The organism is Dermatophilus congolensis, assembly GCF_900187045.1.
In the GTDB taxonomy this organism is placed as follows: domain Bacteria; phylum Actinomycetota; class Actinomycetes; order Actinomycetales; family Dermatophilaceae; genus Dermatophilus; species Dermatophilus congolensis.
This window is the reverse complement of the sequence record NZ_LT906453.1, coordinates 879,247-897,236: the sequence shown is the minus strand read 5'-3', so window position 1 is coordinate 897,236 and position 17,990 is coordinate 879,247. Positions and strand designations below refer to the sequence as shown.

Sequence of the window (17,990 nt, the reverse complement as noted above, 5' to 3'; positions counted from 1 at the left end):
GTTAGTTGTCGGTGTCGGGTTTGTGGGTGAAGGTGTCGAGGCCGTAGCGGGCGTTGATGTCGATGTCTTCGCCGTAGTGGTATTCGACGAGGAGGGGGAGGATGGCGGTTCGCCAGGTGCGTTCGAGTCCGCCGGGGCGGCGTACTTCGGGGCGCATGAAGTAGCTGGGGCCGATGGCGAAGTCGGGGTCGTCGATGCGGGTGTTGAGTTCGTCGTGGAGGTCGGCGAGGGTTTCGTCGTGGCCGTTGTGTTTGAGCCAGCCGCGCAGGATGGTGTTGGTGGGTTCTTCTTGGGGGTGCAGGTGTAGGAAGGCGAAGCGGCGGCGCATGGCGGCGTCGACGAGGGCGATGGATCGGTCGGCGGTGTTCATGGTGCCGATGATGAAGACGTTGTCGGGGAGGGTGAATCCGGCTTTGTCGCCGGTGGAGTAGAGCAGGTCGATGGTTTCGTCGCGGTATTCGAGAAGGAAGTAGAGTTCGCCGAATACTTTGGCGAGGTTGGCTCGGTTGATTTCGTCGATGATGAGGATGTGGGGGGTGGCGGGGTTGTTTTTGGCGTTGTTGACGAGGCGTCGGAAGGGTCCGGGGGTGAGTTGGAAGCCGACGCGGCCGTCGTCGGTGGGGGGTGCGGGGCGGTATCCCTCGAAGAAGTCTTCGTAGCTGTAGGCGGGGTGGAATTGGACGAGGCTGACGTTGTCGGGGTGGGTGAGGTGGTAGGCGATTTTGCGGGCTAGGTAGGTTTTTCCGGTTCCGGGTGGGCCGTAGAAGATGATTTGGCGGCGGTCCCAGAGCAGGTCGATGGTTTCTTGGAGCCAGCGTTGGGAGACGTGGTTGGTTTTGGCGAGTTTGGGGGTGGCTTGTTTGAGGGCGGTGAGTTTGGGTTCGGGTAGGGCTGGTGGGGTGGGGGTGGGTTGTTGGGTGAGGAGGTTTTCGAGTTCTTGGATGTTGGGGGTGAGGTCGGTGAGGGGGTTTTGTGTGTTCATGGCGTTGGTGAGGTTGGGGGTGAGGTTGGTGTAGTCGCCGGGTGTGGTGGGGTTGTGCCAGGTGACGGCGCGGCGGAGTTCGGTGTGGTGGTTGGGGTTGGGGTGGGGTGCGGGGTCGCCGGTGATGTGGCCGAGGTAGTAGCCGGTTTCGGTGGTGGTGATGATGATGTCGTTGGGGTGGATGAGGTTGAGGAAGATGTTGAGTTGGGTGATGAGGTTGTCGCGGGCTTCGTAGGTTTGTTCGGGGTGGGTTTGGTTGATGTGGTCGCTGAGGTGGGCGCGGGTCATGTGGGGGTGGAGGTGGGGGGTGTGGGGGGTGGGTAGGGCGATGTAGCCGTGGGTGATCCAGGGGGTTGGGTCGTGGCCGGTGGTGGTGTTGTGGATGTGCCAGGCGTGGCGGGTGTGGGTGTTGAGGCCGAGGATGGTGGCGTAGTCGTGGCTGGTGATGCGGGCGGCGTGGCCGGCGTGGCCGGCGTTGTCGAAGGTGAGGCCTTCGTTGGTGAGGATGTCTTTGGTGTATTGGTTGTGGCCGTCGTGCCATTCGAGGTCGGGGTCGATGGTGCCGTTGGGTTGGAGGACGCGGTGGCTGGCGGCGTGGCCGAGGGTTTGCATGTGGGTGTGGACGGCGTGGGGGGTTAGGCCGGTGGTGTGGGCGAGGTCGTTGTAGGTGGTCCAGTGGCCGGGGGTGAGGGCGTTGAGGGCGCGGGTGAGGAGGGCGACTTCGGGGCTGGGTTGGGTTGTTTCGTTGTAGGGGTGGCGTTCGCGCCAGAGGCGGTCGAGTTCGTCGACGATTTGTTGGGTGGGGTAGTTGTAGAGGACGCGGCGTCCTGCGGTAGTGATGGTCCAGCGGTTGTCGTCTTTGGTGAGCCAGCCGATTTGTGCTGCCCAGTATGAGTCGAAGCGTGCGGTGACGATCCAGTGGGTGTTGCCGTATTTGTTTGTTGCTGCTTCGTGTGGTGTGGGGGTGAAGCGTTTTTCCATTTCGGCGATGACGTCGGAGGAGTGGAGGGTTCCTCCGGCGTTTTCGATGACGGAGAGCATGAGTGGTACCAGCACGTCGCGGCGGATCGTTTGCTTGGTGTTGATGGGGTAGACGTCCTCGACCATGTGTTTAGTTTGGCGTGTCGGTGGGTATGGGGTTGTGTCGGGTGTTTTTGGGTGGGCTGGTTTGGGTAGGGATTTTGTTGTGTTGGAGGTGTTTTGGTGTTGTTTGTGGTTTTTTGGGGTGGGGTTTGTGGGGTGAAGTTCGCGGTGTTGTGGGTCGTGTGGGCGTAGCGGACGCACGAAAGGAGGGGCTCTCCGGACGCAAAGCACCTCCCGTCCGGGGAGCCCCTCCTTTGTAGGGGTGTTCTTATTTACCGTCGTATCCCTTTTATTCGGGTGGCTTTGCTAACCCGATGGGTGAGGTGGACGGATTGTGGGGGTGCCCCTGGCGGGCTGGGGTTTCACCCTGCCAGGGGCGTGTCGTTGCCGTTGTGAGCGCGTCAGTTGACGAGCTGGCGAGCGGCGTTGACGAGGGCGTCGGCGATGACGTCGGTTCCGCCGACGGGGGTGACGTCGGTGAACAAGGTGTTGTTTGCCCGCAGGAAGTCTTGCGTGTCTGCGGGGAGCTTGTTCCCTGCGGTGAGGGCCAGAGCGTTGCCTTCAGCGGCTGCGCGGGGCGCCAAGGCAAGTGCGTCAGCCCACTTGGTGTCATCGGCTTGGCCGAGTGAGTTGTAGCCACCGTTGACGAGGTAAGGCGTCGTGCCGGTGCGTCCGAAGCCAGGCTCGGTGTTGGTGGAGCTGGCGGTGGCGCTCTTCACGAGGAAGTTACCGATGTGCTCGGCGGTGTTGAACCGGTTGGTGCCTGCTAGGCGGGTGACGTCGGTTGCGGACTGTGTGGCGAGGGCGTCAGGCAGTACTGCGGCGCCTCCCACGAAGATGGTGCGGCCGATGTTGAAGCCTTTGAGCTGGCTCATGGCTTCGGGGCGGAAGGTTGAGGCGCTACTGGTCAGGATGATCGGTAGGCCAGTTCCTGCCGTGGTGATTCCGGTCTGACCACCGACGAGCGGGCCAGCGGCCAGGGCGTCCCAGGGCTTTTCACCGTTGGCGATGATGGCGCTGGGTTTGGCTGCCTTGCCGTAGGTGCCGACGGTCATGCCCACACCCGAGCTGGTGGCGGCGTAGGAGTTCACGACACGGTTGGTGTCGTAGCGGTTGGTGCCGGACAGGCGGGTGACCTGAACCTTGCTGGTACCAGTGGTGGTGAGGGTCGTCTTGTCGGTCGGGGTGGTCCAGTCGGTGGCGGTGAGGCCAGCGAGCTCGTTGGCAACAGCGGCGGAGACAGCGGTTTCACCACCGACGATGAAGGCTCGCTTGGCGCCGTGGTTGTACATGAAGTCCTTGACCACCTGGGGGGCGGTGTCGGGCTGCACGAGCAGGACGGGAGCCTTCTTTTCGTAGGCGAGGTAGGTCGCAGAGAGGGCGTCGGCGAAGTTGTTCTTCGCACCGGATGCGATCACAACGTTGTCGGTCTCGGCGTTGGCGTACTGGCCGTTGGCGACCTGCAGTGCGGTCTCGTAGCGGCTGGCACCGGAGACGCGGTTGGCGTTGTTGGTCAGCGGGATCATTGCCATGGAGTTGGCGGTGTCAACAGCAATGTCAGTTTGGTTGACGTTGGTGCTGGTGAGTGGGCCAGCTGGCGGGGTGATGGCACCGAGGGTGTTCACCGCGATCTTGACCTGGGTCTGGCCAGCGATGGGGGTGACGATTGCGCCGGAGACCACTGCGCGCACAGCTGCGTCAGGCACCTGGGCATCAGCAACGGTGATGACGCCGTCAGCTGGGGCAACCTTCTCTGGGGTGGTGTTCAGGGCGTTGCCGGAGGCGTCGTAGAAGGTCACGGAGACCTGGTCGGTGGCCGTGGTTGCCGTGGCGGGGTCAATGGTGAGTTTGAAGTCACCAGCGCCGAAGGTGCCAGAAGTGGCGCGGACCTCTACGTCGCCCAGGGCCTGAGCGGTTGGCGTCGTGGAGTTGATGAGAGCGGAGCTGGAGGTGGTGATGGCGGTCCGCGAGATGTAAGCCGGAACGGTTTCGGGCTTGGCTGCTGTCGAGCCGCCGAAGAATCCGTCGCGGACTGTACCTGCAGCGTCGTGAGCAGATGCGGTGACAACAACTTCACCGTTCGTTCCACCAGCAGCCTTGGAGCCAGCATTCACCTTCAAGCCGCTGAGGGTCACTACGAACTTGGCGTTGAAGTTGGAGGCGTCAACGCTGGAGTTGAAGGTCAGACGAATGGTCTTGTCGCCGTAGGCTCCACCGACGATGGTGGGGGTGATAGACGGTGCCGTGGGGGCAACGTCTGAACCAGTGGGGGCGAAGTTGGCAGCCTGGCCCTGAGCGGCGTTGTTCGCAGCTGGGGAGGCGGGGCTGGTGGGGTTGACAATCGTGCCTGTGGCTTTAGGGCCGTCAACCTTGATCGAGGGCAGGCCTGCCCAGGTCACGCGAGCGTTCGGGTCGACCTGCTGAGGCAGGGCGAGGTCGATGTAGTCGCCCTTCTGATAGGTGGCGGGAACGGCCATGACGATGTCACCGACAGCCTGCGAAGACTGACCGGCGATGACTGCCTTGGCGCCTTGCGTGCCCTCGGTGGTCACGCTGGTGTCCATGAGGCCAATCGAGCCGGTCTTGGCGACCTCGGGCGTAGCGTCCGGGGCTTCCCAGGCCATGGCGGCGGGGCCGAAAGCGGTGGCGACGAGGACGGTGGCGCCGAACGCGGCGATTCCACGGGTACGCAGCTTGGCTGCAGAGTTCACTTGAGCCTCCTGAAGGCGATGCTGTGAAAGAACTCGGTTTAGTGGTGAATAGGCCCCACCAAATATGAAGGGGACTTTCACAAAGGGCCGACGGGACGCTATGGGGAAACGCAACTCCGTCATTCCGGCCACAACATCGAATGTAGCCACAAAACCGTTACCCGCAATCCCCGCGACCACCCCACCCCGTTCATACGAAAAGAAACCAGAAATAAGTAAATAGAAATTTTGCGCGCGGTCGGAGAAACACTAATGAACCTGAGGAAAAAAACTCACCGAAACCCCTCAACCCCACACCCACCAGCACCTATACGCTCTCAACTCTGACTGAACAGCCAGCACACAGGAACAAAAACCTCATCCAAGAACCACCTGTAAACCACCCGAAGGAAACTCAAAATTTACTTAAAAACCACCACATCAACACACTCAAACTTGTCGACAAGGAACGACCAAATAATGAAATGAACGAACACCCAAGTCACCCGTCCATATTCACTCACAAAAACCACCCAACGAACACAAAAAACTAAACACACGCCCTGAACACACGTCCACAAAAACACAACTTCACAACCCCTCACCCCTTTCAGACACAACCCACCTCCCCTGCTCACAAACCCCCTGACACACTAAAAACACCACCATCCCCACCCCACCGAGGTCACCCAGTGCGTAAAGCCATCGCCACCATCTCCATCGCCGGCACCCTCACCCAAAAACTCTCCGCCATCGCCGCAGCCGGCTACGACGGCATCGAACTCTTCGACAACGACCTCATCGCCAGCCCCCTAACCCCCACCGAAATCGCTCAACGCTGCAGCGGCTTAGGCCTAACCATCGAAATATTCCAACCCCTACGCGACATCGAAGGATGGCATCCCGATCACTTCCCCGCCGTCCTGCACCGCCTCCGCCACAAATTCACCACCATGCAACGCCTCGGCGTACACCTAGCCCTGGCCTGCTCCAACGCCCTCCCCACCGCCATCGACAACCCCGACCTACGCGCCCACCAACTCCACCACGTCGGAAACCTCGCCGCCGACCACGGCATCACCATCGCCTACGAGGCACTCGCCTGGGGCACCCACATCAACCGCATCGGTCACGCCTGGAAAACCGTCACCGACACCGACCACCCCGCCATCACCCTGGCCATCGACACCTTCCACATCCTCTCCCGCGGCGATACCCCCACCGCCCTCACCAACATCCCCGCCAACCGCATCGGCTACATGCAAATCGCCGACGCACCCCACCTAGACATGAACGTCCTCACCTGGTCCCGCCACCACCGCTGCTACCCCGGCCAAGGCGACCTCAACCTCGTCGAACTCGTCGGCACCGTCATCGACCTGGGCTACCGCGGCCCCCTGTCCCTCGAAATCTTCTCCGACATCGTCCGCGACGCCAACCCCCGCATGAACGCCCTCGACGGCATGCGCTCCCTACTCATCCTCGAAGAACAACTCCGCCACCGCCGCAACCACCAAACCACCGCCGGCCACCCCACCCCCACCATCGACCTCTTCGACCCACCCCCACCACCTGAACGCGTCAACCCCGCCTTCATCGAAATCGCCATCAGCACCACCGACAACGACGACCTCAACCCCACCACCAGCATCACTTCCCTCCTCAAAGCCCTCGGGTTCCACCACGCCAGCACCCACACCACCCGCCCCGTCCAGTGGTGGAGCAACGGCAACGCCCACATCTGCCTCACCACCCTGCCCACCCCCACACCACCAGCAACCCGCCCCTACATCTCCGCCATCGCCCTCGAAGTCGACCACGTCCGCGACGTCGCCACCCGCGCCACCGCGCTCCTATGGCCCCCCGTCACCCACCGCCGCGGCCGCTACGACTCCGCCCTCCCCGGCATCGACGCCCCCGGAGGCCTTCACGTATTCCTCACCGGCCCCGAAAACGCCGACGACGACTGGCGCAATGGCTACCCCACCCCCACACCACCATCCCACCAGGCAACACTGACCGGAATCGACCACATCGGCACCACCACCCCACCCACCCTGCACCCCGCCGAACAATCCTTCTACCAATCCGTGTTCAACCTCCAACCCGGCCCCACCAGCGAATTCATCCGCCCCATCGGCCGCCGCCTCAGCCGCCCCTACCGCCCCACCCACGGCGACCTACGCATCATCCTCGCCAACGGCCACACCCACTCGACCATCGACCAAATCGCCTTCAACTGCGCCGACATCACCACCACCATCACCACCGCACGCAACAACGGCATCCGCTTCCTCCCCATCCCCGCCAACTACTACGACGACCTCCAAGCCCGCTATAACCTCGACACCACCACCATCAACCATCTACGCCACCACAACCTCTACTACGACCAAGACAACAACGGCGGTACCCTCCTACACACCTACATCACCACCCCCGGAAACAACTTCATCATCGAACTCCTCCAACGCAACAACGGATACAACGGCTACGGCGAACCCAACACCCACATACGCCTCGCCGCCCAAACACACCACCAGCCCTAACCCACCCCACCAGCACCCTACTGCCCCAACAACACTCCCATAGCTACAAGACGGCGCGCCTAAATCCCCACCAACGCCCACTACCCACAAAAAGTTGTCAGACTGCACCCAAGCGTGGCCAACGGGGGCCACACAGCACGGGAGGCACCCATGAGTCACGACCTCACACACATCGCAGACCAAGCAACCACCAAGGTCCGCCAATGGCTCACCACCAGCGCCCAACACACCATCACCGAACCCGGCGCAGCCCGCCTCGCCGCAGTGCTCTCTGACCCCAACGGCCTCGAATTCACCGTCGGATTCGTCGACCGCGTCATCCGCACCGACGACCGCCGCGCAGCCGCCCACGCCCTCGCCGAACTCGGCAACATCACCCCCCAAACCCTCTCCCACCTCGACCGCGCCCAAATCAACGCCGGCTCACTCCTAGCACCCACACTCCCCAACATCGTCGTACCCGCCGCAAGCACCCGCATCCGCCAAATGGTCGGCCACATGATCGTCGACGCCCGCGAGCGCCACCTCGACCGCGCCATCAGCAGCCTCACCAAACAAGGCAACCGCCTCAACATCAACCTCCTCGGCGAAGCAGTCCTCGGCGAAGAACAAGCCACTATCCACCTCGATGAAACTCGACGACTTCTCAGCCGTGACGACGTCGACTACGTCTCCATCAAGGTCTCCTCCATCGCCTCCCAAATCTCAATGTGGGGATTCGACCAAACCGTCCAATACGTCACCGAACGCCTCACCCCCCTCTATCTCGAAGCATCCCGCGCCCCCGCAGGCACCAAATTCATCAACCTCGACATGGAGGAATACCGCGACCTACGCCTGACCGTCGAAATCTTCCGCCGCCTGCTATCCACCCCCGAAACCAAAAACCTCGAAGCCGGCATCGTCCTGCAGGCTTACCTGCCCGACGCCCTCGGCGCTATGCAAGAACTCGCCGAATTCGCTAACCAACGCGTCACCGACGGCGGAGCAGGCATCAAAGTCCGCCTCGTCAAAGGCGCCAACCTCTCCATGGAACGTGTGCACGCCGAAATAGCCGGCTGGCCCTTGACAACCTGCCCCACCAAAACCGACACCGACGCCAACTACAAACTCGTCTTGCACTGGCTCCTCAACCCCGAGAACATGCGCGGCCTACGCATCGGCGTCGCTGGCCACAACCTCTTCGACATTGCCTTCGCCCATCTTCTGGGCACCGAACGCGGCGTCACTGACCGCATGGAATTCGAAATGCTCCAGGGCATGGCTTCCAGCCAAGTCGAAACCATCGGCAACGATCTAGGACGCCCTCTGCTATATGTGCCAGCTGTCCGCCCCGAAGAATTTGACGCCGCCATCTCCTACCTCGTACGCCGCCTCGAAGAAAACGCCGCTACCGAAAACTTCATGTCCGGCATCTTCGATATCACCCCGGACAACCCCACCTTCCAACGCGAAGAAAAACGCTTCCGTGAATCCCTGAGCGCGCTGCAGCACATCCTCAACACCCGCGGGCACACACCCCCACCACCCAACGACCAACAGAACCGCGCCACCGAACAACTCCCCGACCCACGCCCCACCGCCGAGCTGCTCCCACCTTTTACTAACGAACCTGACACCAATCCGGCTCTGCCCGGCAACCAAACCTGGGCACGCGAAACCATCCAACGAGCCACCCCCGAATGGCTCAACCAGCAAACCACTCCTGCCCCCCTGCACCTCAACGACGTCGACGACCTCGTCGAAACCACCCGCAAAGCTGCCCACGAATGGGCCGCCCGCCCCGCACTCGAACGCGCCCACATCCTCTACCGCGCCGCTGACATCCTCGCCCACCGCCGCAGCCACCTCATCTCCCTCGCCGCCGCCGAAGCAGGAAAAACCATCGGCCAAAGCGATCCCGAAATCTCCGAGGCCATCGACTTCGCCCGCTACTACGCCCACAGCGCCCTCGAACTCGAGGGCATCACCGACGCCACTTTCACCCCTGACCGCGCTGTCCTGATCACCCCTCCCTGGAACTTCCCCATAGCCATCCCCGCTGGCTCCACAATCGCCGCCTTGGCTGCAGGAGCAGGTGTCATCCACAAACCTTCCGCACCCACCCCACACTGCTCCGCCGCCATTGTCGAAGCACTATGGGACGCAGGTGTCCCCCGCGATCTGCTCCACGTCATCGCCCCCGACGAAGGCGACGTCGGCCGAGCACTGGTCACCCACCCAGGCATCGACCGCATCATCCTCACCGGCGCCTACGAAACCGCTGCCATGTTCTCCTCATGGCGCCCCGGCCTAACCATCAACGCTGAAACATCAGGCAAAAACGCCATCATCATCACCCCATCAGCTGACCGCGACCTGGCCACAGCTGACCTAGTCAACTCCGCTTTTGGGCACGCTGGCCAAAAATGCTCCGCAGCGTCCTTGGCCATCTGTGTCGGCAGCGTCTACAACTCCGAACGCTTCCGCCGCCAACTCGTTGATGCAGCAAGCTCACTCATCGTCGATCTGCCCCACAACCTCAGCGCCACCGTAGGGCCCCTGACCGAAAACCCCAGCGATAAGCTCCACCGCGCACTGACCACCCTCGAACCGGGCGAAACCTGGCTGCTGAAGCCACGTCAACTCGATGACACCGGACGCCTCTGGAGCCCAGGCATCAAAGACGGCGTCAAGCCCGGCTCTTTCTTCCACCACACCGAAGTTTTCGGCCCTGTTCTTGGACTCATGCACGCCGAAAACCTCAACCACGCCATCGCACTTCAAAACGATGTCGATTACGGCCTCACCGGAGGCATCCACAGCCTCGACGCCGACGAGGTCCGCACCTGGCTCGACCAGGTCCAGGCCGGTAACGCCTACGTCAATCGAGGCATCACCGGCGCCATTGTTCAGCGCCAATCGTTCGGCGGCTGGAAGAAATCTTCAGTTGGGCTTGGTTCCAAGGCAGGCGGCCCCAACTACGTCATGCTCATGGGCACCTGGCACGACACCGACACCACCAGCAGCACCCCCACATCCCCTGCGCCTGTAGTCACGCAATTGGCTACTGCGGCCCAGCTTGACGAAAACGACACAGCCTGGCTGGCAGCTGCCGCTGCCAGCGATAGCCGTGCCTGGGAAAAAGAGTTCAGCACTCCTCGTGACCGGACCGGCCTGACATCTGAAGCCAACCTTTTCCGCTACCGTCGCGCCGATGTCGCGCTGCGCATCAGCCAAGACGCACCCGCCCGCGAAATAGCGCGCGCAGCACTGGCTGCACACACCACTGGCGCTCGGGTGCTTATTGCCGCGCACCCTCAAGTAAGCAGCACTGTCAAAAACCTGTTGGAGCACATCGAGCAGACGCTTCCTACCCCACCTGTTCGCTGGCTCGATGACACTGGTTTCGCTGACGCCCTAGCAAACACCAGCCTGGATAGCGGTATCGGGGCACGGGTACGCATCATCGGTTCCCTTCCCGATCTTGTAACAGAACGGCTTGCTTCACGTCCTTCCGTGGCTTTGCTCGCTGACCCCATCACTGCCTCAGGACGGGTAGAGCTACGCAACTGGGTGAAGGAGCAGTCTTTGTCGATCCCACTTCATCGGTTCGGTAACGCGTCAGGGCCTTTCCATGCCCTCGCAGCTGAACTCAGCACACCAAGCAAAAACTAAACATCGCACGACAAATTACCGGCCCAAACGATGGGCCGGTAATTTTTCACGCCCTTTTAGAATGACTTTTTACTGCAGAGCGAAAGCGCGTGTACTCTTATCACCCACACTTTCAAATCTCGCCCACCATGCGAGTCAACTACGTGATCGGAGTCCCCTCGTGCGAGCCCTAGCGATTACCGCTGTTGCAAGCATCACTTTCACTGGGCTTGCCTGCCAAACCACTTACGGCTACGAAAGAATTCCAGATAAACCTTCCACCGTCACATCAACAACTATCAATGTTGATAAACAAACCACGTCACCGGATACGCCTTCTAAAAGAGACAAAGACCCTGGCAACTCTGGAAGAACAGACAGGCAAAGCCCTAGCCCCACCCAAAGCACGACAGGCTCTCCTCGCCCCACTTCCACTGGAACACCGAGCACCTCCGCCACCGCCTCACCGGTACCCACTCCCCCAAAAAATGACACTCAAAGCCACGATGAAGAAGAGTTGGAACGACCAATGTGGCTTAAGTGCAGTGTCGGAACTTCAACGTCGGCTTTCGGTGGCGCTGTTGCTGCAGCCACCCTCGGCTCTGCGGTACCTGGCTTGGGGACGGTATCAGGGGCTCTTATCGGTGGTATCTCCGCAGGGGCAGTTGGTGCAGCTGCGAACTGCTTCGACTAACTCAATCATTAAAGGAAACCGATGAAGAACATTACTCGCCGCAAACTCGGTTACGCCTCCCTTGTTGCAGGGATTATTGTCGCAGTCGCGCATATTGCAATCGGAACTAACCTAGTTTCAATTTCACCAATTCTTGCAATGTGTTTCATTAGTTTTATTGTCGGCGCCAGGAGCCCCAAAGACACAAAAACAGCGGCAGCAAAATCAGAAAAAGAAACAACATCAGCCGTACCTGCGTCACCCACCCCAACTGCTACCCAGTAAATAAATAAAAACTGGACCAGTCGGAAGTTTTCTTTCAACCATACATGCAGGTCCAGTCGCTCTTACTGCACAACATGTATGTGGCGGACACCGGAAACCCAATGCCCGCCACTTTCACACTGATCGCACGTGTCAGAACGGCACCCCGCACTCCAAGATGACATTGGCGTACGGGCTTTGTTCACCAGTTCGTACCGCAAACGCCACCCGAGGAAGCATCGCTTTTAGTTCCTCATGCAGGACCGTTACTTGCTCACCGAGCTGTCCTGCACGCTGGGAAATCCATTGCCCTGCCACTTCATCAAAAGCCTCATGCGCCACCGTGTGACGTTGCACTACAAGCTCACTCAACAACGCATCAAGGGCCGCTGTAAACGGGACCATCCCAGGCGCCATAGCTAGGTCGATCACCGGAATCGACCGCGGCAATGGCAAACCACTATCTGCGACTGCAATCAGGTCCGTGTGCCCTAAAAGAGCTATCTGTCGTGACAACTCAGCATGCAAAATCCCTGACTTTTTCACGCAAGCTCCTCCCACCCTGGGTAGGAGTGTTGTGTTCCCTCGGCTCCGACGGCACGAGCTGCCGCAGAGTTCGCGGCGGTAGCTGCTTCAACCAACGACATTCCAGTAGCCAAACCCGCAGCAACAAAACCGACGAAACAGTCACCTGCCCCCGTAGTATCAACCACCTCGACCGTCTTGCCTGGTACATGTTCTTTCCCCTCAGCGGAGGCAACGAGAGCACCTTGCCCGCCGAGAGTAATCACCACTGATTCAACGCCTGCCTGCAGTAGCCGATCTGCCACATTTTCAGCCATCTCGTACACGTCTTCAGCAAGCACGCCCCCCGCACGTTGTGGGTCCACGATGTCTGCTGCAGCGAGTGCTTCGTGTTCATTGACCACGAGTGGGTTCGCAGCCAGAAGGGTCGCCGAAGCCACATCGACAATAGGGGCAAGGTTAATCACCGGACGGGCCCCAGCAGCCACAGCGGCAGCAGCTGCTGCATCGATCGACTCCACGGGAATCTCACCTTGGAGTACGAGAACGTCAGTATCCCGAATAGCAGGTACATCATCAGGAGTAACTTTCCCGTTAGCTCCTGGGATAACAATGATGAGGTTCTCACCTTGACCCGAAACGGCAATGATGGCAGTGCCAGTCGGCCCTGGGGATACTTGTACGCCGGTGCAGTCCACTCCAGCTTTATTCAAAAGGGACAGCGCTACCTCAGCATTGGCATCCTCGCCGACAGCTCCCACCATCGTGACCGAAGCACCCGCAAGCGCGGCTGCGACGGCTTGGTTGGCGCCTTTTCCTCCGGGGCGACTGAAGCCACCGGTGCCTAGAACTGTTTCGCCGGGCATAGGGTGGCGTTCCACTCGGGCGTAGAGATCAGCGTTGAGGGATCCGAATACGACTACTCGTGAGTGTGATGTGTTCTCGTGGTTATTGGTCATTTGAGGAACTCGCTGACGTTGTCTTTGGTCACGATCTTGACCGGGACGGGAATGTTTTTCTCTACTTTTTGTCCGCCGATAACTTTGAGTGCGTTTTCAACAGCTACTTTGCCCAGTTCTGCGGGCTGTTGAGCCACGGTTCCGGCCATTTTGCCTTCTTTGACTGCTTTGAGGGCGTCTGCGGTTCCGTCGAATCCGAATACGTGAACGTCTTTTCCTGCTTTGGCTCCGAGTGCTTGGATTGCGCCGAGGGCCATTTCGTCGTTTTCGGCGAAGATGCCGTTGGTGTCGTCGTGTGCTTGAAGCAGGTTGGTGGCGACGTTGAGTCCTTGGGTACGGTCGAAGTTGGCGGGTTGGGCAGCGGCGATGCTGATGCCGGAGGCAGCTTTAATTCCTTCGGTAAACCCTTGCCCTCGGTCTCGGCTGGCTGATGTGCCGGGCACTCCTTGGAGGTGGATGAGTTTTCCTTTTTCTTCCATTGCTTTAGCTAGTGCAGTTGCGGCGTCTTTTCCGCCGGTGATGTTGTCGCTGCTGACGAGAGTGGCGATATCTGCGCCGTTGACTGCGCGGTCTACGGCAACGACAGGGATTTTTGCGTTGATGGCAGGTTTTACAGCTGCGCCAGCGGCATCAGAGTCGACGGGGTTGATGATGATGGCTGAGGACTGGCGTGTGACTGCGTCAGCGATTTGGTTGGCTTGGGCTGCGGGGTCGTTTTGTGCGTCGACTACGTTGAGTGTGGCTCCTGCGGCTTCGGCGGCTTTTTGAGCTCCGTCGCGTAGGTCTACGAAGAATGGGTTGTTAAGGGTAGATACGGCCAGGGTGATTGTTTTTCCTGTGCCAGCTGCTGAGCTATTTCCTGCTGGTGCGCGGTTGCAGGCGCTGGTCCCCAGGGCGAGGACGCCGATAGCACTGGCGGCGATGATGGTTCGGAAGATGCTGCGTGACATGGTTTCTCCTGGTGAACTCTTCGTTGAGCCCGAGAGGGGCAGGCCGGGCATGCCTGTTTTTAGGGTGTTATTTGCGGTTGCGGAGTACGTCGATACCGACGGCTGCCGCGATGACCAGGCCGATGACGACCTGTTGCCAGAATGCGGTGACGGATAGGAGGTTGAGCCCGTTGCGGATGACGGCTAGGACTAGTGCTCCGATGAGGGTTCCGGTGGCTTTTCCTGATCCGCCGGTGAGGCTTGCTCCGCCGATGACGACTGCGGCGATGGCGTCGAGTTCGTATCCGGTGGCGGCTTGGGGTTGTGCGGAGGCTAGTCGTCCGGCAAGGAGGAGTCCGGCGATGCCGGAGTACAGGCCAGAGAGTGCGTAGACCGATGCGAGGGTTCGTTTGACGGGTAGTCCGGTTAGGCGTGCGGCTTCTTCGTTGCCGCCGATTGCGTAGAGGGATCGTCCGAAGACGGTGCGGTTAAGGATGAATGCCGTTGCTGCCCAGGCTAGGAGTAGTACGAGAATGGGAACGGGGATGGGGCCGAGGTTGCTTCCGAGCCAGTTGACGGCTTCGGGCATGAGGATGGGACGGCCTTCGGAGATCACCAGGGCGAGTCCTCGGGCTATGGACAGCATGGCCAGGGTGGCAATGAAGGCGGGGAGTTTGCCGTAGGCGACTGCGGTTCCGGTGACGCTGCCTGCGATGAGTCCCATGAGTGGGGCGAGGATGAGCGCTAGGGGGCCGGGCATTGCGCCGGTGGTGACCATCCAGCCTGCGCCGATGGCTGATAGCGCGGCGATTGATCCGACGGATAGGTCGATTCCGGCGGTGACGATGACGTAAGTCATCCCGAATGCGATGACGGCTGTGACTGCGGCTTGTACGCCGACGTTGAGCAGGTTGGGGATGGTTAGGAATGCGGGGGTGGCGATGAACATGATGAGGCATACCAACGCGAGTCCGACGATGGCGCCGTTGTTGGATAGCCAGGTGCTGAGTGTTTTTCCGCGGCTTGGTGCCAGGGTTGGTGTTGCGGTTTCAGCGGACACGGGACGACTGGACCTCCTTTACGGCCAAGTGCATGACCGCATCTTGGGTAGCTTCCGCGGCGGGAAGTTCTCCGACTATGCGTCCGTGTGCCATGACGAGGACACGGTCGCTCATACTGATGACCTCGGGGAGGTCGCTGGAGGCGAGGAGGACTGCTCCACCTGCCTGGGTGATGGTGTTGATGAGTTCGTAGATTTCGACTTTTGCTCCGACGTCGACGCCGCGGGTGGGTTCGTCGAGGAGGAGCACGGTTGATTCGGCCATGAACCAGCGGCCGAATACGACTTTTTGTTGGTTGCCTCCGGAGAGTCCGCGGACGGGTTGGTCGATATTTGCCATGCGGATGCGGAGTTTTTTTGCGACGTCTTGGCCGCGTTTGCGTTGTCCGGTTATGTCGGCGAGTCCGGCTTTGCTGGTGGTTTCGAGGGTGGCGTAGCCGAGGTTTTCGCTGACGGGGGCGTTGAGAACGAGTCCTTCATGTTTGCGGTCTTCGGGGACGAGCCCGATTTTGGCTGTGACTGCGGCGGCGACGTCGTGTTTGCGTAGGGGTTTTCCGGCGACATTGATGTTTCCGTGGTGGTATGTGTCGGCGCCTGCGATGGCGCGGAGCACTTCGGTGCGTCCGGCGCCCATGAGGCCAGCGAGGCCGACTACTTCGCCTGCGCGCAGTGTGATGGAGATGTCTTCGAATGCGCCCTCTCGGGTGATTTCGTTGACTTCGAGGAGTGTTTTTCCTGGTTGGCTGGGTCTGCGGGGGTAGAGGTCTTCGATGTCGCGGCCGACCATGAGTCGGATGAGTTCTGGTTCTTCTGCTGTGGAGGCGACTGTTTCGACGGCTGTTCCGTCGCGTAGCACTGTGATGCGGTCTCCGATTTCGGTGATTTCGTCGAGGTGGTGGCTGATGAACACCATGGCTACGCCTTGTTCGCGTAGTTCGCGCATGACGGTGAAGAGTGTGTCTGTTTCTGCGCGGGTGAGGGCCGCGGTTGGTTCGTCGAGGATGAGGATGCGTGCGTCGATAGCGAGTGCTTTGGCGATTTCGACCATTTGTTGACGGGCGACGCCGAGGGTGCATACGGGGCGGTCTACGTCGATGTCTAGGCCGATGCGTTCTATGGCTTTGCGTGCGTAGTGGCGCATCTGTTTGCGGTTGACGAGCCCGAAGCGGGAGGGGGTGCGTCCGAGTGTGATGTTTTCGGCGACGCTGAGGTTGGGGACGAGGTTGAGTTCTTGGTGGATGGTGGCGATTCCGAGGGCTTCGGCGTCGTTGGTGTTGGTGATGCGTACGGTTTTGCCGTTGACTTCGATGCTGCCTTTGTCGGGTTGGTGGACTCCGGCAATCATTTTGATCAGTGTTGATTTGCCGGCGCCGTTTTCGCCGAGGAGTACGTGTACTTCGCTGCGGTGTATGTCCAGTGTTACGTCGTTGACTGCGGAGATGCCGCCGAAGGACTTGGAGACGCCCTTCAGTCGGAGGATGACGTCATCCATGGTGGTTCTCCTGGGGTTGTTCTCCTCGTTTGAGGAGGTGGCTGGTTGTTGGGGGGCTCTCTCCGAGGGAGGAGCGTTTGACCAGGCGGGTGGGGATGGGGGTGGTTGTGGTGTGTTGGTTGTTCATGGCGTTGATGAGTGTGGTGACGGCTTTTTGGGCGAGTGTGGGGATGTCTTGGGCGATGGCTGTGATGGGTACTTCGAGTAGTTCGAACCAGGGGTCGTCGTCGAATGCTGCGATACCGATGTCGGTTCCTGCGCGTAGTCCGTGGCGGTTTGTGACGGTGATGAGTCCTGTTGCCATGAGTACGTCTGCTGCGATGATGACGTCGGGGCGGTTGGGTCGGGTGAGGAGTTGTTCGGCTGCGTGGACGCCGCTGGCGAATTGGAAGTTGCCTTCGATGATGTCTTTGTTGTGGATTGTCAGGCCGTGGTGGTTGAGGCGGTTTTTGGCTGCGGTGAGGCGTTCGATGCCGGTGGATGTTTGTAGTGGGCCGGAGATGATGGCGATGTGTTGGTGTCCGAGGCTGACGATGTGGTCGATGAGGTTTGCCATTCCGCCGGTGGAGTCGGAGGTGATCAGGGGTGCGTCGAGTTGGGCGTCGCGGTCGAGGCAGACTGTGGGGCGGAGTGTTACGGCTTCGTGTAGTGCTGGGGTTGCTTGTCCTTGGGGGACGAGTAGGAGTCCGTCGACGTGTGCGCGGTCGAGTGCGGTGAGGTAGCGCTCTTGGGCTGTGGTGTCTTCGTCGGCGTTGCCGATCATGACGGCTAGGCCTGCTGCTGCGGCGGCTTGTTCGGCTTCGTAGGCGAGGGCAGTGAAGAAGGGGTTGCGGACGTCGGGGATGAGCAGTCCGATGATTCCGGATTTGTTGGTGCGTAGGCTTCGGGCGAATCCGTTGCCTCGGTAACCGAGTTCTTTTGCTGCGGCGTGTACGCGTTTACGTACTTCGGTGGAGGCTGGGCGTTGTGGGTCGAGTGCGCGTGATGCGGTTGATGGGGCTACGCCTGCTCGTTGTGCGACGTCGCGGAGCGTCACTGTCACCGCTGCACCACCTTGTGCACTCGTGTGTGGAATCGATTCCAGTTTGAATCGATTTCATGAGCATGGGGTACGTTCGCGGTTCACGTCAAGGTGATGTGAGGCACCT

Annotated in this window: 11 protein-coding genes; 3 read left to right on the top strand and 8 right to left on the bottom strand. The window is 60.4% G+C overall.

The annotated features are described in order from the left end of the window. Nucleotide 1 precedes the first annotated feature (1 nt). Entirely contained in the window at nucleotides 2-2,089 is a 2,088-nt protein-coding gene (locus tag CKV89_RS12200) for an AAA family ATPase (RefSeq protein ID WP_231935441.1), read from the bottom strand. Nucleotides 2,090-2,466: 377 nt separating this feature from the next. Next, on the bottom strand, nucleotides 2,467-4,776 hold the full coding sequence (locus CKV89_RS03870; RefSeq protein WP_028327801.1) for a cell wall-binding repeat-containing protein: 2,310 nt from the start codon (nucleotides 4,774-4,776) through the stop codon (nucleotides 2,467-2,469). Nucleotides 4,777-5,447: 671 nt separating this feature from the next. Here CKV89_RS03870 and CKV89_RS03865 point away from each other — a divergent pair. From CKV89_RS03865 to CKV89_RS11705, 3 genes are all read left to right on the top strand, one after another. Continuing rightward, nucleotides 5,448-7,304 (top strand): sugar phosphate isomerase/epimerase and 4-hydroxyphenylpyruvate domain-containing protein, encoded by a 1,857-nt coding sequence (locus CKV89_RS03865; protein WP_028327802.1) that lies wholly within the window; start codon nucleotides 5,448-5,450, stop codon nucleotides 7,302-7,304. A 150-nt stretch (nucleotides 7,305-7,454) separates the two neighbouring features. Further along, on the top strand, nucleotides 7,455-10,961 hold the full coding sequence (locus tag CKV89_RS03860) for a proline dehydrogenase family protein (RefSeq protein ID WP_028327803.1): 3,507 nt from the start codon (nucleotides 7,455-7,457) through the stop codon (nucleotides 10,959-10,961). A 694-nt stretch (nucleotides 10,962-11,655) separates the two neighbouring features. Continuing rightward, nucleotides 11,656-11,898 (top strand): hypothetical protein, encoded by a 243-nt coding sequence (locus tag CKV89_RS11705; RefSeq protein WP_154657705.1) that lies wholly within the window; start codon nucleotides 11,656-11,658, stop codon nucleotides 11,896-11,898. Nucleotides 11,899-12,030: 132 nt separating this feature from the next. Here the strand turns inward: CKV89_RS11705 and rbsD are convergent, their stop codons facing one another. From rbsD to CKV89_RS03830, 6 genes are all read right to left on the bottom strand, one after another. Further along, nucleotides 12,031-12,423: a D-ribose pyranase gene (gene rbsD, locus CKV89_RS03855; RefSeq protein ID WP_028327804.1), complete on the bottom strand. Its 393-nt coding sequence runs from the start codon at nucleotides 12,421-12,423 to the stop codon at nucleotides 12,031-12,033. Further along, nucleotides 12,420-13,361, bottom strand: coding sequence for a ribokinase (locus CKV89_RS03850; RefSeq protein ID WP_034401581.1), 942 nt, complete (start codon nucleotides 13,359-13,361; stop codon nucleotides 12,420-12,422). The genes rbsD and CKV89_RS03850 overlap by 4 nt, the downstream gene beginning before the upstream one ends. Next, a complete protein-coding gene (locus tag CKV89_RS03845) occupies nucleotides 13,358-14,311 on the bottom strand; it encodes a substrate-binding domain-containing protein (RefSeq protein ID WP_028327805.1) in 954 nt (317 codons plus the stop codon). Before CKV89_RS03845 ends, CKV89_RS03850 begins: the two co-directional genes overlap by 4 nt. 67 nt (nucleotides 14,312-14,378) lie before the next feature. Next, nucleotides 14,379-15,350, bottom strand: a complete 972-nt coding sequence (locus tag CKV89_RS03840; protein ID WP_028327806.1) for an ABC transporter permease — start codon at nucleotides 15,348-15,350, stop codon at nucleotides 14,379-14,381. Beyond that, entirely contained in the window at nucleotides 15,340-16,842 is a 1,503-nt protein-coding gene (locus tag CKV89_RS03835) for a sugar ABC transporter ATP-binding protein (protein WP_028327807.1), read from the bottom strand. Before CKV89_RS03835 ends, CKV89_RS03840 begins: the two co-directional genes overlap by 11 nt. Next, complete coding sequence (locus CKV89_RS03830; protein WP_084441365.1) at nucleotides 16,835-17,884, bottom strand: LacI family DNA-binding transcriptional regulator; 1,050 nt, start codon at nucleotides 17,882-17,884, stop codon at nucleotides 16,835-16,837. The genes CKV89_RS03835 and CKV89_RS03830 overlap by 8 nt, the downstream gene beginning before the upstream one ends. Nucleotides 17,885-17,990: the final 106 nt, after the last annotated feature.